The following is a 17,027-nucleotide window of genomic DNA, read 5'->3' as shown; positions in this document are numbered from 1 at the left end:
CCTCCTTAAATCGTAAATGATGCTTTATATATCTAACGTTGCGTATTCGGCATTTTCTTCAATAAATTGACGACGAAACTCAACAACATCTCCCATAAGCATTTCAAAAGTTTCGTCAGCTTCTATCGCATCTGTTAGTGTTACTTGAAGCATTGAACGATGTTCAGGATTCATTGTTGTTTCCCACAATTGATCAGCATTCATCTCTCCAAGACCTTTATAACGTGCTATAGACAATTTCGGTGTTGAGCTAAGTTCCTCTTTTAATTTATCTAATTCTCTATCGTTAAATACATAATATTTTTTCTTACCTTGTTCTACTTTGTATAAAGGTGGTTGTGCAATGTATACATAACCCGCTTCAATAAGTGGTCTCATAAATCTATAGAAGAATGTTAATAATAACGTTCTAATATGTGCACCATCGACATCGGCATCTGTCATGATAACTAATTTATGATATCTCGCTTTACTAATATCAAACTCTCCACCAATACCTGTTCCTAGACCTGTAATCATGGCACGAATTTCGTTATTACCTAAAATTCTATCTAAACGTGCTTTTTCAACGTTTAAAATCTTACCACGTAACGGTAGAATCGCTTGTGTCTTAGAGTCACGACCTAATTTAGCAGACCCCCCGGCAGAGTCACCCTCAACGATGTATAATTCACATTCTTCAGGTTTCTTACTTGAACAGTCTGCAAGTTTACCAGGTAAGCTTGATACTTCTAATGCTGATTTACGTCTTGTAACTTCTCTCGCTTTTTTAGCGGCAAGACGTGCTCTAGAAGCCATCACACCTTTATCTACAATGATTCTTGCCACGTTTGGATTCTCTAATAAGAAACGTTCAAAGAGTTCAGAGAATAATTTATCAACGATTTGACGCACTTCTGAGTTACCTAATTTAGTCTTTGTTTGACCCTCGAATTGAGGATCACCGTGTTTAACAGATACAACAGCTGTCATACCTTCACGTACGTCTTCACCAGAAAGCTTTTCTTCGCCTTCTTTAAGAAGCTTGTTCTTAATACCATAGCTGTTAATAACACGCGTTAATGCACGTTTAAATCCATCCTCATGCGTACCACCTTCATAAGTATGAATGTTGTTCGCATAAGTTAATAAATTCGTCGCAAAACCATTGTTATATTGAATGGCAATCTCAACTTCTACGTCATCTTTAGTATCGTGAATATAAATTGGCTCATCATATAGTACTTCTTTAGATTTATTTAACATTTCAACATAAGATTTAATACCGCCTTCATAGTGGTATGAATCTTCTTGAATGTTTTCGTCATCTCTTTCATCTCTCAATGAAATTTGGATACCTTTATTTAAGAATGCTAATTCACGAATACGTTTTTGTAATGTTTCATAGTCATATTCAGTTGTTTCAGTAAAGATTTCACCGTCAGCTTTAAAGCGTATTGTTGTACCTGTATGATCTGTGTCACCAATGACTTTCAAATCAAATGCTGGTACACCTCTTTCATACGCTTGGTGATAAATTTTATTGTTAAGGTGAACGTAAACTTCTAAATTAGAAGATAACGCATTTACGACAGATGAACCTACACCATGTAAACCACCAGATACTTTGTATCCGCCACCGCCAAATTTACCACCGGCATGAAGTACTGTTAAGATAACTTCTACAGCAGGACGTCCCATTTTCTCTTGAATATCAACAGGTATACCTCTACCGTTATCTGTTACTTTAATCCAATTGTCCTTTTCTATTACAAGTTCAACATGATCTGCATATCCAGCTAATGCTTCATCGATACTGTTATCTACAATTTCCCAAACGAGATGATGTAATCCTCTTACAGATGTAGAACCTATATACATACCAGGGCGTTTACGGACTGCCTCTAAACCTTCTAATACTTGTATCTGATCTGCACCATAACTTGAAGCGTTATTTTGTTCTGACACGTATTTCCACCTTCACTTTCATCTACTCAATAATATTGCCTTTAGATACGTTAAATACCTTGGCATCTTTCATAATCTCATGCTCTATTCCATCAACAGATGTTGTTGTTACAAACGTTTGTACCTTCTCTTGAATTGTACTTAATAAATGGGTTTGTCGATTATCATCAAGTTCACTTAGCACATCGTCTAACAGTAGAATTGGATATTCACCTACAACTTGATTAATCAACTCAATCTCAGCAAGCTTTATGGATAATGCTGTCGTACGTTGCTGTCCTTGAGAACCATAAGTTTGTACATTCATATCATTAACATGAAAACTAATGTCGTCTCTATGCGGTCCAAAGCGTGCACTTCCACGTTCAATCTCTTTATCCATTGAATCATTAAGCAACGAACAAAAAGCCTCTTTCAATTCAGTTACATCTTGATATGTTTCTGACAGTTTAATATTCGGCTCATATTGAACCTTTAAACTTTCTTTTTCGCTCGTAATGCCTTGATGAATCACTTCGGCAATCTTTTCTAATTCACGAATAAAGTGCGCACGTTTCAAAGTCACATTGGCTGCCGCTTCTGAAAATTGCTCATTGAATACTTCTAACATCGTTCGATCTTTCATTTTCCCAATTTGTAATTGTTTGAGGTAATGATTTTTTTGTTTAAGTAATCTTTGATAATTAGATAAATGATTTAAATAGACCGCAGACATCTGACCGAGTTCCATATCAATAAAACGTCGTCTGATTTGCGGGCTACCTTTTACAATATTTAAATCTTCTGGTGCGAACAACACCACATTTAAGTGACCAATATACTGCGTTAATCGACTCTGTTCTAGATGATTAACTCTCGCCTTTTTGCCTTTTTTCGTAATGATTAAAGAAATAGGCATTGAGCCATGGCGATAACTTAGTTCACCTTCTATTTTACCATACTCTTCACCAAACTGTATGAGTTCTTTATCATTCGAAGTCCTATGACTTTTAGCCAGTGCTAAAGTATAGATAGATTCTAATAAATTCGTCTTACCTTGCGCGTTCTCACCAATTAAAATATTAACATTGGAATTAAAATCAAGTGTACATTTATCATAATTTCTATAATGAGTTAAAGTAAGTTTCTGTAATATCATAATCTATTCACTGAGATGGTTAATACGAAATTGACCTTCAGAAGGAATTTCGACTAAATCACCATCATGTAATTTTTTGCCACGACGAGTTTCACGTTCACCATTTATTAATACTTCTTCATCTTGGAGGAACCATTTAGCCTGACCACCCGTTCCAATGACGCCTTCATTTTTTAGGAATTGACCTAAAGTAATATCGTCTTTTACTGAGATATCTTGTACCACTATCTTCACTCCAATCTTAATTAGTCATCTCTATATTATACCTTTTTTTCACCAAAAAATCATGCTTTTACGCACAATTCATTTTAAGATAAATTAATCTTCAAAATATTTATATTCTAAGTGAAAAATTAAGTCCGGAACTTAAACATTATTTTCATAATAAAATCAAAAAAGTATAGCTAACGAACATAGTGAGATACTATGACGCCCTATCCTTACACTTTCACACAAAAAAGCTGAGACAATGATTTTTGTCTCAGCTTTTCGAATATTATATTGCTTTATCTTTCTTTGTAAAAATTAAAATCAAACTGATTAACAGGAATGCTGTTCCTGCTAAAAATGGAATTGTGATGAATCCAAATACATTGATATATTCTGATGAACATGGAACACCTTGTGTACATGGTTTGATTTCAGCAAATCCTGGTACTTTTTGCTCTAAGTAATGCCATGTGGATATCAATAGTCCAATGATTGATAACGGTAGTGCTATTTTTTTAACATTAAAATCATTTTGGAATGAGCCTATTCCGAGTATTAACACGAGTGGATACATACAGATTCTTTGATACCAGCACATTGTACATGGGACAAATTGTCGTATCTCACTAAAGTATAAACTACCTAACATAGCTACTAAAGCTATTACCCAGGAAATAAATAGTGCATATTGTTGCTTCAAATATATCACCTATTTTTATTTATTTTTCTTTTCTATCGCTTGATCGATTGCTTTAGAAACTTTGTCGTAATCCATTGGATCTGATAGTACTTTACCGTCTACCACAATTGTAGGTGTAACATCTACATCGTATTTATTTGTTAAATCTGAATCATTTTTCATTTGTTTATAAGACTCTGAATTTCTATCTTTCACTAATTTCATGATTTGATCTTTTTTAGATTTATCAATATCTAATCCGTCTACTGCTTTTTGGACTACTTTAAGATCTAACCATTCATCGTCTGTTTCTGCATTATGGTCATCTGGTTGAGCTTCAAATAATGCTCTGTGGAAATCCCAATATGCATCAGGTGCGATTTTATAAACAGCATGTGCTGATGCACCACCAATTTCAGATCCTTCACCGTGGAATGGTGCGTTCACAAATCTATATTCCACTTTGTCTTTATCGATATAATCTTTTTCTATTTGATCCATGTAATTCGTTTCAAATGCTTTACATGCTGGACATTTAAAATCTCCAAATTCAACTATTTGAACTTTAGCTTTGTCTTTTTTATGTGTTGGATTATCTTTTGTATCTTTTGATAAGTCTGTGGCTTTAACAGTTCTATCAAATAGACTATCTTCTTTGTTGTCACTTCCGCTTCCACCAAACACAACAAGCAATACGATACCTACGACAACAACAAGTATTGCTATCATTAAAAACATAATATTACTGTTACTATTTTTATTCGCCATATTAATCCCTCAATCTCTTTTGTTGATAATATAAATTTTATACTATCACTTAAAGAAATTCTATATCATTCACTAAAAATTCATTAAGGTTTTGTGACAAAATGGTGATTAATATTTTCGTAAAAATTATTTAGTAATATTTAATGCATTTTTTAAATTTTTGATAACGCCTTTTTCATAAGTGAGCACGCTACCACGATACGTTTTCGCTGCAAACACCAGTAGAATGATACATGTAACAATTGAAATGACAATTCCTAAAAGTAAATGCCATTCAGGTGTTGATTCTGATGTAGTTCTTAATAACATGACCATTGGCGATAACATCGGAATGAAGCTTGTCACTTTTACAAGCATCGTATCTGGGTTTGAAATACTAAATATCGCAATATAGAATGCCGCTAATGAAATAAATGTAACTGGCATCATAGATTGAGCAAGATCTTCTATACGGCTCGTTAATGCCCCTAGAATAGCCGCTAATGAAATATAGGATACAACACCCAAAATTAAGTAAACTGCGCCATAAATAATGATTCTCGTCGTCTCAGGGCCATATTCTACTCCAGCTGACTCAAATAATCCTTTCAAATCAAATGCGAATATACTAATTACAATTGCCAGTATGATAAAGAATATTTGTGTAAATGCAACTGCGATGATTGCGAGAATTTTCGCTGACACATGAATCGACGGTTTAACACTTGTAACAATCATTTCAATCACACGTGTTGTTTTTTCAGTCGCAATTTCTGAACCAATCTGGTTAGCGTAATTGATTGTGATAAAGAACGATAAGAAAATGATGATGTAAACAACTGCTGAGTTTAATGCTTGAACTTTCGGATTAACATCACTAGATTGTTTTTCATCATTCGATTTAATTTCTTCTGTCTTCACATCACTTGGTGTATTTAATGTTTTTAAATCTTTTTCTGATAGATTTAATTTTTGAGCTGTTAATGATGATTGCATTTGGCTAAGCGTTGATTGTAAGGTCATTTTCTCACTTTCACTGACATTGCCTTTTTCATAAATTGTGCCATTTACTTTTTCACCGTTCACGTTTACTTGAATTAAACGTTTATACTTTTCGTCTTTAACACCTTTTTTACCTTTTTCGAGTGAAACTTTTTCTACTTTTTCAATATCGTCGTTTTGTTTATATTGCTTTTCTAATACTTTATAAATCATGTCGTTATCTGTTTGTATCGCGACAACTTTACTATCGTTATCAAAGAAATCAATAATTTTGTCGATGTTACTTAATGCAAAGATTAAAATCATAAAAATTGCAGTCATGATGATAAATGATTTACTTTTCACTTTTTGCATATACGTTAAATTAAATGTCGGCCAGAATTTATTCATGCTTATCACCTACCTTAGCTATAAAGATATCGTTTAGAGATGGTTCAGCAACTTGGAATCGTTTGAGGTAACCTAACTTCGTCACATTTTGATAAATATTTTCTGCATATTTTTCATCAGAAATTGTGATTTTAACGCCTTTTTTAGTCGTTTTAAATGCTTCTACACCTTCAAAGTCTTTTAAGAATCCTAAATCGTAGTCGCCTTCGATAAATACATCTTTCTTACCAAAGTCGTCTTTAACTTGATCAAGAGAACCAGCAACGACTGCTTTACCTTTATTCATAATGCAAATATAGTCACAAAGTTCTTCTACGTGTTCCATTCTATGCGAGCTGAATATAATCGTTGTGCCTTGTTCTTTTAAATCTTTAACAGCAGCTTTAAGCAATTCAACATTGACTGGATCAAGTCCACTGAATGGTTCATCAAGAATTAATAATTCAGGTTTATGAATGATTGCTGCAATCAGTTGAACTTTTTGTTGATTACCTTTCGATAATGCTTCGATCTTTTTTTCTTTATTTTCGAATGCATCAAATCGTTTTAACCAATAATCTAATGCTTCTGAAATATCTTTTCTTTTCATGCCTTTTAGCTCAGCTAAATATTGCACTTGCTCCCAAACTTTTAATTTTGGATGTAAGCCTCTTTCTTCAGGTAAATAACCAATCGTATTCGTCATATTATAGTCAATTGGCTTATCGTTAAACGTCACAACACCTGTTGTCTTTGGTAATAAACCTAAAATCATACGAAATGTTGTTGTTTTACCTGCACCATTTCCACCTAAAAATCCATACATCGTACCTTTAGGAACTTCCAAATTAACATCATGTACTGCCGTAAAGTCATTGAATTTCTTGGAAACATCTTTAATTAGTAATGTCATAATGTTTACTCCTTTTCTTTGGATTCTAATTCTGAAATATCTATATTCTCGTCTTCTTCAAAAATAAATAATTCATCAATAGATACTTCGAACACTTGAGAAAGCTTATGTGCTAATACTAACGTGGGATTGAATTTGTAACGCTCAATAGAATTGATAGTTTGTCTAGACACTTTAACCAATCGAGAGAGTTCACTTTGCGTCATGTTTTTCTGTGTACGATATTCATAAACTTTGTTTTTCAATTCATCACTTCCTGTCAAGTTAACTTTACATTATATGAATTTTTACACTATGTCAAGTAAACTTGACACAAAAAAAGCTGAGACCCAAATCGGGTCCCAGCCATTACATGCTGATTAATATGTTCTGATCGGTAAGATAAGTTGTACGACTGTTTCGTCGTCTTTAGGTTTAAGAATAAATGGTCTCATTGTACCAAAGAATTCTACTTGTACTTCATCGTTGTCGATAGCTTTTAATGCATCCATCATGTATTTAGAGTTGAATGAGATTTTTAATGACTCGCCTTCAACATTGTCTGTAGATACATCTTCTTTAACTGTACCGATTTCTGGTGAAGTAGATGATAATTCAACTTTATCAACATCCGTAGATAATTTAATGACGTTGTTACCACCTTCACGCGCTAATAATGATGCACGATCTATTGCGTGGTAGAACTCACTGTTATCTAAGATGATTTTAGTTTCATAGTTCTCTGGGAATAATCTTGTTGTATCTGGATAGTTCCCTTCAAGTAATCTTGAAATAAAGTTAATGTGACCAACTTTAAATAATACTTGGTTACTTGCAAAGAAGATATTGATGTCTTCTTCAGAATCAGAAACGATTTTGTTTAATTCAGATAAAGCTTTACCTGGGATAATCACATTTTTATCATCGATTTCTTCGTCTTCTAATTTTAATTTTCTTAATGCAAGTCTGTGTGAATCTGTTGCAGTACAGATGAGTTCATTGTTTTGAATAAGCCAGTTAACACCTGTTAATACAGGACGTGTTTCTGACGTGGACACTGCAAAGTTCGTTTGTGCGATAATGTTCTTTAATACTTTGATTGGTAATTTAATGGCATCGTCTTCAGATACTTGTGGTAATAATGGATATTGATCTGGATCTAAACCACTTACGTTAAATTCAGAATGTCCTGATGTGATAAGTGTTTTAAATTGATCATTCGTTGATAAATTAACAGTTTTACCTGGTAATTTTTTAACGATATCTACAAAGAAACGTCCTGGAAGTACTACAGAACCTTTTTCTTCAATATCTACAATTTTTTCACCATCAATATTTTGATTTATTGTTATTTCTATCGATATTTCAGAGTCTGATCCTGTTAAGATGATGCCTTTATCTGTCGCATCTATCTTGATTCCTGTAAGTATCGGTAATGTAGTTCTTGGTGAAATAGCTTTTAATGTATCATTCAATTGATTAAGAAAGTAATCTCGTTGAATTGTAAATTTCATAACTTATAAAACTCCTTCCAGTCGTTATATATTTAATTATATATCTTTTAAAATCATAGTAATAGTCATAGGGGCTGTGGATTGGTGGATAACCCGCTTTAAATAGCGATATAAAAGTTATTCACATGTTGATAAACTGTGTATGACTGTGCACAACTTATCCACATTATCCACGGATTTGTTTTTCTAGTTGTTCTAAATCATTTTTGAGTTCTGGATTATTTTCTAAATCTTTTTTAATTTTATCATGTGCATGGATGACAGTAGTATGATCTCGTCCACCAAATTCTTCACCAATTTTAGGTAATGAAAAATCAGTAAGTTCTCTTGATAGATACATAGCGATTTGTCTCGGATATGCAATTGATTTTGTACGTTTCTTAGCAGCAAAGTCTTCGATTCTAACGTTATACATTTTACTAACCGCTTGTTGAATGTCTTGAATCGTGATTTTAGTTGATCTTGGTGATGAAATAATATCTTTAAGCGCTTCAGCTACTAAATCTGTGTTGATCGGTTTATTTCTAAGTTTGGAGTATGCTAATACTCTCGTTAAAGCACCTTCTAATTCACGTATATTGGATTGAATAGAATTAGCGATATAAGTTAAAGCTTCAACAGGTATATCTAAATTTTCTTCTTCGATTTTCTTTTGTAAAATAGCCATTCTCGTCTCAAAGTCAGGAGGCGTAATATCTACTATTAATCCCCATTCGAAACGTGTTCTTAAACGATCTTCTAAAGTTGGAATTTCTTTAGGCGGACGGTCACTTGAGATGACAATTTGCTTTTTATTTTGATGTAAATCATTAAAAGTATGGAAGAATTCTTCTTGCGTTTGTTCTTTCTTTTGAATGAATTGAATGTCATCTATTAAGAGCACATCGATGTTTCGATACTTGTCTCTAAAGCTTTCCGTATCGTTCATACGTATAGACTTAATAAATTCATTTGTGAATTTTTCGCTAGATGTATATAGAACGTTCGCATTTGGATTTTGTTCAAGTACATAATGACCAATTGCATGCATTAAATGTGTCTTTCCTAAACCGACGCCTCCATATATGAAAAGCGGATTATAAGCATTGGCTGGTTCTTCGGCTACTGCTAGTGAAGCAGCGTGCGGGAACTGGTTACCAGGCCCAATAACGAATGTATCAAAAGTGTTATTACTGTTCAGCTGACTATTTGTAACTTCTTCATATGCTTCAGTTTCTTTAGGTTTTTCTGGCTGTTCAGTGAAATCTTCACTTTGTAAATCTTCTTCTGATATAAATTTAACTTGAACTTTGTCTCCAATCACTTCATAGATAAAGTTTGTGACGTGTTCATGATATTTATTGGTTAACCACTCAGCAACAAAAGGACTTTGTGCAACAACTATTGCGTGCTTACTATCAATTTGATGTAAGTAAGTCCCTTTGAACCATGTATTATAACCAGCAGAAGCGATTTGATCTTCAGCAATAGATAACACTTGCTCCCAAATTTCTTCTTTTGAATTCATAAAAGTCCTCTTTCTCATTTAAATTTATTGAGTTATACACATAAAATAAGATTGTTGATAAAGAAAATCACAGGCTGTGAATTATTATCCACAACTTACACACAAACGGTGGATAACTACACTTTATAATTCTCTTGTCCACAATCTTTACACGTAAATATTTATGAAATAATCACAGTAATATCAATGCTTTGTATAACTTATCCACACAATTATACTTTTAAACAAATCGAGTTGTCAAATACCTGTGAATATGTGCAGTTTGGTGAGATTATTTTGTGAATAAGAATAAATCTTAATCAATTTATCCACAAAAAGTTGGTTATGCATTGTGAATAAGTGGATAACTTAATAAATAGAAGTTGTAAATTTCTTCTTGATTTTTAAAATCTGATTTGTTATAGTTTAGTAGTTATTGAAATTGTGACAAATCACACGTATGGTATAAATAATTTTGAAACTAATCTTCTGATATATATAAATGAATATCATACAAATGATAATCTAATGTAGAATTAGATGTTAAGAATAATTAATGGAGGTGTTCTTAAATGGTAAAACGTACGTATCAACCAAATAAACGTAAACATAGTAAAGTACACGGTTTCCGTGCACGTATGAGTTCTAAAAACGGCCGTAAAGTATTAGCTCGCCGTCGTCGTAAAGGTAGAAAAGTATTATCAGCTTAAGATCACTGAAGAGCAGTGGTCTTTTTTTTGTTTTAATTGAAGGAATTGTTTTGTATAATAAACAATAATTAAGTGATGTATTGTGGAGTGGATGTTTGTGGAAAAGGCTTATCGAATAAAGAAAAATAATGATTTTCAAAGAATTTATAAAAAAGGTAAGTCAGTCGCTAATAGACAATTTGTTATTTACACAGCTGAAAATGATCTTGATCACTTTAGATTAGGTATAAGTGTTTCAAAGAAAATGGGTAATGCTGTTACAAGAAATAGAATTAAAAGGTCCATTAGAGAATGTTTTAAGAATCATAAAGAAAATATTATTCCTAAAGACATCATTGTTATCGCTCGAAACCAAGCTGTTGATTTAAAAGTCATTGAAACACAGAAGAGTCTAGAGCATGTATTGAAGATTGCTAAAGTTTTTAATAAACGTATTCCCTAAGTATTGATATATTACTAGGAGGTTGCAGCATGCTTAAATCGCGCTATGAAGGACAATCAGTAGAACAAGCACTACAACAAGGTTTAGAAGATTTAAATGTTCAAGAACAACAAGTAAGAATTGATGTTATTAATGAAGGTAAAAAAGGTATTTTTGGATTTATGAAACAAGATGCACAAATTGAACTAACTGTAATCGATCCAGAACTTAAACAGTTTGAATCAATTGAAGCATTAAAAAATCGTCACGCGTCGGTCGAAGAGGATAATAGCCCAATAACAGATGAAGTGACACATCAAGAAGACACAATAATAGAAGAAAAAGATATTCAGTCAGAAACAGGTATACGTGAAGATCGCAATCAGAAAAAAGATTCATTAAATGAAGTGGCACAAAACACTTTAGATTATGTACTTAATATCATAAGAGAAATGAATATTGATGTAGATGGTTCATATGAGATTAAGTCTAATACAATTTATATTAATATGACTTCCAACAATGCTGCTTATATAATAGGTAAGCGTGGTCAAATTTTGAACGCCTTACAAATAGTAGGTCAAAATTATATGCATCAATTTGTTAAAGGTTATTATACGCTTATATTAGATATCGAATCGTATCGAGAAAAGCGTAAAGAAACGTTAGAGAAGTTGGCACTTAATATGGCTAAGAAAGCAACTCAAACAAAGAGACCAGTTAAATTGGAACCTATGCCAAACTTTGAACGTAAAATTATGCATCAAGCAGTCAGTAAAATTGAAAATATCGAAACATACTCTGAAGGAAGAGAACCACATCGATATTTAGTCATTAAGAATAAATAAAAATAGTCGGAGTGAGTCATCTCGCTCCGCATTTTTTCGAACAATATATTCGAAAAATATTACAAAACCATTTACAATCAATAGAATAGTTATTAATGGTGGAGGAGAATATCATGGATTTAGATACAATTACAAGTATCTCAACGCCTATGGGTGAAGGTGCAATAGCAATCGTACGATTAAGTGGTCCGGATGCCTTAAATATTGCTAATCGTATATATAAAGGTAAGAAAAAAATTACTGAAGTAGCATCACATACAATTAATTATGGTCATATTATTGATCCTGAGACTGATGAAGTCGTAGAAGAAGTTATGGTAGCTGTCATGAAAGCGCCTAAGACTTTTACGAGAGAAGACATCGTTGAAATAAATTGTCATGGTGGTTTAGTAACGGTTAATCGCGTACTTGAGTTAACGTTATCTAACGGTGCTAGAATGGCAGAACCAGGTGAGTTTACGAAACGAGCATTCTTACACGGACGTATTGACTTGTCTCAAGCAGAAGCGGTTATGGATTTCATCCGTTCTAAGACGGAACGCGCATCGAAGGTAGCCTTAGGTCAGATGGAAGGACGTCTAAGCAGCCTTATTAAAGGCTTAAGACAGTCCATATTAGAAATACTCGCTCAAGTAGAAGTGAATATTGATTATCCTGAATACGATGATGTAGAAGAAGCGACGACTAAATTCTTATTAAAAGAATCAAGGCATATTGAAAATGAAATCGATCAATTATTAAGAACTGGCCAGCAAGGTAAAATTATGCGAGAAGGTCTATCAACAGTCATTGTTGGGAAACCGAACGTAGGTAAGAGTTCTATGCTTAACAACTTGATTCAAGATAATAAAGCGATTGTTACTGAAGTAGCCGGTACAACAAGAGATGTATTAGAAGAATACGTCAATGTTCGTGGTGTACCATTAAGGTTAGTGGATACTGCAGGTATTCGTGAAACAGAAGACATCGTAGAAAAAATAGGTGTAGAAAGATCGAGAAAAGCTTTATCAGAAGCAGATTTAATTTTATTTGTCCTTAATTATAATGAAGCATTAACGGAAAATGACTATCAGCTATTTGATGTCATTAAAGATGAAGATGTGATTGTGATTATAAACAAAATGGACTTAGAACAGAAGTTAGATATTGATGAATTAAAAGCAATGATAGGTGACCATCCTTTAGTTCAAACTTCTATGGTTGAACAACAAGGTATCGAAGAACTTGAACAGAAGATTTCAGAGTTATTCTTTGGTGGACAAGTACAAGCACAAGATATGACATATGTCTCAAATTCAAGACATATTGCATTATTAAAAGACGCTAAGACATCTATAAATGATGCAATACAATCTGCTGAAGACGGTGTGCCTATAGATATCGTACAAATAGATTTAATCAAAACTTGGGAATTGCTCGGTGAAGTAATTGGTGAAGAAGCAAGTGATTCACTAATTGACCAACTGTTTAGTCAATTCTGTCTCGGAAAATAAAAAGGAGGAAAAATTTTGACACAAAAATATGACGTTATTGTTGTCGGCGCTGGACATGCAGGTGTAGAAGCTGGTTTAGCTTCTGCAAGACGTGGTGCAAAAACATTAATGCTTACAATTAACCTTGATAGTGTAGCATTTATGCCATGTAATCCATCAGTTGGTGGTCCAGCTAAAGGAATTGTTGTAAGAGAAATCGATGCACTTGGTGGTCAAATGGCTAAGACAATCGATAAGACACACATTCAAATGCGTATGTTAAACACTGGTAAAGGTCCAGCTGTAAGAGCGTTACGTGCACAAGCAGATAAAGTATTGTATCAAGAAGAAATGAAACGTGTGATTGAAGACGAACCAAATCTTGATATTATGCAAGGTATGGTTGAACGTTTAATTATAGAAGATAATAAAGTTAAAGGTGTAGAAATGGTAATCGGCTCAACTTATGAAGCAGATGCTGTTGTATTAACGACAGGTACATTTTTACGTGGTGAAATTATTTTAGGTAACTTGAAATATTCAAGTGGTCCAAACCACCAAATGCCATCGATTAAATTAGCTGAACACTTGAAAGAATTAGGCTTTGATATCGTGAGATTCAAGACTGGTACACCTCCACGTGTTAATGGTAATACAATAGATTACAGCAAAACAGAAATTCAACCAGGTGATGAAGTAGGGCGTGCGTTCAGTTATGAAACGACAGAATACATTTTAGATCAATTACCTTGTTGGTTAACATATACAAATGAACAAACGCATAAAGTAATCGATGACAACTTACATTTATCTGCTATGTACTCAGGTATGATTAAAGGTACAGGTCCAAGATATTGTCCTTCAATTGAAGATAAGTTTGTAAGATTCAATGATAAACCAAGACACCAATTGTTCTTAGAGCCAGAAGGACGTAAGACACAAGAAGTATACGTACAAGGTTTATCAACAAGTTTACCTGAACATGTTCAACGTAAAATGTTAGAAACAATTCCAGGTCTTGAAAAAGCAGACATGATGCGTGCAGGTTACGCAATTGAATATGATGCAATTGTACCAACACAATTATGGCCAACACTTGAAACGAAAGTCGTTACAAACTTATTTACTGCTGGTCAAATCAATGGTACTTCAGGATATGAAGAAGCGGCTGGACAAGGTTTAATGGCAGGTATCAACGCTGCTGGTAAAGTATTAGGTAAAGAAGACGTTATATTACGTCGTTCAGATGCTTATATTGGTGTGTTAATTGATGATTTAGTTACAAAAGGTACAAACGAACCATACCGTTTATTAACTTCTAGAGCGGAACATCGTCTATTATTAAGACATGATAATGCAGACTTAAGACTGACAGATATCGGTTATGAAATTGGTATGATTTCTGAAGAACGTTACGCTAAATTTAATCAAAAACGTGAAGCAATTTCAGCTGAACAAGAAAGATTAAGAGGTATTCGTATTAAACCGAATGCACATACACAAAGTGTTATCGAAAGTCGCGGTGGAACAGCGCTTAAAGATGGCATATTAGCTTTAGATTTATTACGTAGACCAGAAATGGATTACGCAGCTATTATGGAAATCTTACAAGAAACTTCACCAGTAGATGAAGACGTACAAGAACAAGTAGAAATTCAAACGAAATACGAAGGTTATATCCAAAAATCATTAGCACAAGTTGAAAAAATGAAACGTATGGAAGATAAAAAAATTCCTGAAAATATCGATTATGATGCAATCAATAGTTTAGCGACTGAAGCACGTCAAAAACTTAAAGAAGTTAAACCACTTGATATTGCACAAGCTTCTCGTATTTCAGGTGTAAACCCTGCAGATATTTCAATTTTACTTGTGTACATTGAACAAGGTAAAATTCAGAAGGTGAACTAACATGAATGAACAAACTTTTATTGATACGTTAAAAGATTCAGGTATAACATTAACAGATAAACAAATTAAGCAATTCGAAACATACTTTGAGATGTTAGTAGAGTGGAACGAAAAAATTAACTTAACAGCAGTTACTGAAAAAGAAGAAGTGTACTTGAAACACTTCTTTGATTCAGTGACACCAAGCTTTTATATAGATTTTAATGAAATTGAAACGATCTGTGATGTAGGGGCAGGCGCTGGATTTCCGAGCATCCCTTTAAAAATCGTATATCCACACTTGCAAATTACAATAGTGGATTCATTAAATAAAAGAATTAAATTTTTAAATGAATTAGCTGCATCATTAGACTTAGATCAAGTAAACTTTGTACATGATAGAGCAGAAACATTCGGTAAATCACAACAGTATCGTGAAAGCTTTGATCTTGTAACTGCAAGAGCAGTAGCACGATTATCTGTATTAAGTGAATTATGTCTACCTTTAGTGAAAAAGGGCGGTCAATTTGTCGCATTAAAAGGCTCACAAGGTAATGAAGAGTTAGAAGATGCACAATTTGCAATTTCTGTATTAGGTGGAGAAGTAAAAACAGTACATGAATTTACGCTACCTCTTGAAGAAAGTATGAGACAGATCATTACGATAGATAAATTAAGACAAACACCTAAGAAGTATCCAAGAAAGCCAGGAACACCAAACAAAGAACCTTTAACAAAATAATTCCTGGGAAATATGTATGAACGAAAGTAGGTATATTGAGATGAAAAAGCCTTTTTCTAAATTATTTGGACTTAAAGACAAAGAATTAGAACACATAGAAGAAGCACGAGCTGAAGGTAATGTGGCAGTCGTATCAACAGAAAGAATAGTGCCAAACCGTTATCAACCGAGAAAAGTATTCGATGAATCTAAAATTAAAGAACTCGCACAATCTATAAAAGAACATGGATTATTACAACCTATTGTTGTTCGTCCAATTGAAGAAGGTATGTATGAAATCATAGCAGGTGAGCGAAGATTTCGTGCAATGAAATATAACGATTTACCAGAAACTGAAGTTATTATTAAACCATTAAATGACAAAGAAACAGCAGCCGTTGCACTGATTGAAAATATACAAAGAGAAAATTTATCAGCTATAGAAGAAGCGGAAGCCTATAAGAAATTGTTGGATTTAGAAGACATTACACAACATGACTTAGCAGTTAGTATGGGTAAGAGCCAATCATTTATAGCCAATAAATTAAGACTGCTCAAATTATCAGAGCCTATTATTATTTCATTACAAAAAGGTGAAATAACAGAAAGACATGCAAGAGCATTGTTAGGTTTAGATGATGAAGGGCAGCAAGAAGTCTTAACATCCATACAATCTCAGAACTTAAACGTTAAACAAACAGAAGATCGCGTTAAGAAAATACGCGGCTCTGAAAAAGTAAAAGCAAAACAATTTCAATTCGAACAAGACATCACAGAAGCACTTGATACACTCGGACAAAGCATTAAAAATGTTGAAAAAGAGGGCATTAAAATCAAGCGAATTGATGAAGAACATAAAGACTTCTATGAAATTACGATTAAAGTTTATAAGAAGAAATAAAATATAGAGTTTGGGATATTAAACAATATCCTGAACTCTTTTTTATGTTTCTATATAGAATTTCTGTAAATTTCCGAGAT

General features: G+C 33.2%; 17 protein-coding genes. 7 read left to right on the top strand and 10 right to left on the bottom strand.

Annotated elements, in window-relative coordinates; translation table 11 throughout:
• Window positions 1–24 precede the first annotated feature (24 nt).
• The 10 genes from gyrB to dnaA all read right to left on the bottom strand — a co-directional run bounded on the left by gyrB (window position 25) and on the right by dnaA (window position 10,005).
• Complete coding sequence (gene gyrB / locus LQ622_RS13610) at window positions 25–1,947, bottom strand: DNA topoisomerase (ATP-hydrolyzing) subunit B (protein WP_037589482.1); 1,923 nt, start codon at window positions 1,945–1,947, stop codon at window positions 25–27.
• 22 nt (window positions 1,948–1,969) lie between these two features.
• Window positions 1,970–3,085 (bottom strand): DNA replication/repair protein RecF, encoded by a 1,116-nt coding sequence (gene recF / locus LQ622_RS13605; RefSeq protein ID WP_037589481.1) that lies wholly within the window; start codon window positions 3,083–3,085, stop codon window positions 1,970–1,972.
• A gap of 3 nt (window positions 3,086–3,088) precedes the next feature.
• Window positions 3,089–3,319, bottom strand: coding sequence for a S4 domain-containing protein YaaA (gene yaaA, locus LQ622_RS13600; protein WP_269750679.1), 231 nt, complete (start codon window positions 3,317–3,319; stop codon window positions 3,089–3,091).
• Between the two features lie 262 nt (window positions 3,320–3,581).
• Window positions 3,582–3,995 (bottom strand): disulfide oxidoreductase, encoded by a 414-nt coding sequence (locus tag LQ622_RS13595; RefSeq protein WP_025906234.1) that lies wholly within the window; start codon window positions 3,993–3,995, stop codon window positions 3,582–3,584.
• Between the two features lie 15 nt (window positions 3,996–4,010).
• Window positions 4,011–4,742: a DsbA family protein gene (locus tag LQ622_RS13590; protein WP_037589479.1), complete on the bottom strand. Its 732-nt coding sequence runs from the start codon at window positions 4,740–4,742 to the stop codon at window positions 4,011–4,013.
• A gap of 126 nt (window positions 4,743–4,868) precedes the next feature.
• Window positions 4,869–6,113 (bottom strand): ABC transporter permease, encoded by a 1,245-nt coding sequence (locus LQ622_RS13585; protein ID WP_239763086.1) that lies wholly within the window; start codon window positions 6,111–6,113, stop codon window positions 4,869–4,871.
• Window positions 6,106–7,005 (bottom strand): ABC transporter ATP-binding protein, encoded by a 900-nt coding sequence (locus tag LQ622_RS13580; RefSeq protein WP_126476371.1) that lies wholly within the window; start codon window positions 7,003–7,005, stop codon window positions 6,106–6,108. Before LQ622_RS13580 ends, LQ622_RS13585 begins: the two co-directional genes overlap by 8 nt.
• A 5-nt stretch (window positions 7,006–7,010) precedes the next feature.
• Window positions 7,011–7,250: a helix-turn-helix transcriptional regulator gene (locus LQ622_RS13575; protein WP_025906228.1), complete on the bottom strand. Its 240-nt coding sequence runs from the start codon at window positions 7,248–7,250 to the stop codon at window positions 7,011–7,013.
• A gap of 114 nt (window positions 7,251–7,364) precedes the next feature.
• Window positions 7,365–8,498, bottom strand: coding sequence for a DNA polymerase III subunit beta (dnaN, locus tag LQ622_RS13570; RefSeq protein ID WP_037589476.1), 1,134 nt, complete (start codon window positions 8,496–8,498; stop codon window positions 7,365–7,367).
• 166 nt (window positions 8,499–8,664) lie between these two features.
• Entirely contained in the window at window positions 8,665–10,005 is a 1,341-nt protein-coding gene (dnaA, locus tag LQ622_RS13565; protein ID WP_239763084.1) for a chromosomal replication initiator protein DnaA, read from the bottom strand.
• Between the two features lie 551 nt (window positions 10,006–10,556).
• Here dnaA and rpmH point away from each other — a divergent pair.
• From rpmH to noc, 7 genes are all read left to right on the top strand, one after another.
• Entirely contained in the window at window positions 10,557–10,694 is a 138-nt protein-coding gene (gene rpmH, locus LQ622_RS13560; protein ID WP_016999186.1) for a 50S ribosomal protein L34, read from the top strand.
• Between the two features lie 97 nt (window positions 10,695–10,791).
• A complete protein-coding gene (rnpA, locus tag LQ622_RS13555) occupies window positions 10,792–11,136 on the top strand; it encodes a ribonuclease P protein component (protein ID WP_025906220.1) in 345 nt (114 codons plus the stop codon).
• Window positions 11,137–11,165: 29 nt separating this feature from the next.
• Complete coding sequence (jag, locus tag LQ622_RS13550) at window positions 11,166–11,963, top strand: RNA-binding cell elongation regulator Jag/EloR (RefSeq protein ID WP_037589473.1); 798 nt, start codon at window positions 11,166–11,168, stop codon at window positions 11,961–11,963.
• Window positions 11,964–12,076: 113 nt separating this feature from the next.
• Window positions 12,077–13,456, top strand: coding sequence for a tRNA uridine-5-carboxymethylaminomethyl(34) synthesis GTPase MnmE (gene mnmE, locus LQ622_RS13545; RefSeq protein WP_239763082.1), 1,380 nt, complete (start codon window positions 12,077–12,079; stop codon window positions 13,454–13,456).
• Between the two features lie 15 nt (window positions 13,457–13,471).
• Window positions 13,472–15,346, top strand: coding sequence for a tRNA uridine-5-carboxymethylaminomethyl(34) synthesis enzyme MnmG (gene mnmG, locus LQ622_RS13540; RefSeq protein ID WP_048542892.1), 1,875 nt, complete (start codon window positions 13,472–13,474; stop codon window positions 15,344–15,346).
• Between the two features lies 1 nt (window position 15,347).
• Window positions 15,348–16,067, top strand: a complete 720-nt coding sequence (gene rsmG / locus LQ622_RS13535; RefSeq protein WP_126476370.1) for a 16S rRNA (guanine(527)-N(7))-methyltransferase RsmG — start codon at window positions 15,348–15,350, stop codon at window positions 16,065–16,067.
• 40 nt (window positions 16,068–16,107) lie between these two features.
• Window positions 16,108–16,947 carry a nucleoid occlusion protein gene (noc, locus tag LQ622_RS13530; protein WP_025906213.1) on the top strand — a complete coding sequence of 280 codons (840 nt, stop codon included), beginning with the start codon at window positions 16,108–16,110 and terminating at the stop codon, window positions 16,945–16,947.
• The last annotated feature ends 80 nt before the right edge of the window (window positions 16,948–17,027 follow it).

The organism is Mammaliicoccus sp. N-M50, assembly GCF_022386995.1.
In the GTDB taxonomy this organism is placed as follows: Bacteria; Bacillota; Bacilli; order Staphylococcales; family Staphylococcaceae; genus Mammaliicoccus; species Mammaliicoccus sciuri_A.
The sequence above is the reverse complement of the archived record's forward strand: the minus strand, read 5'-3'. Positions and strand labels throughout refer to the sequence as shown.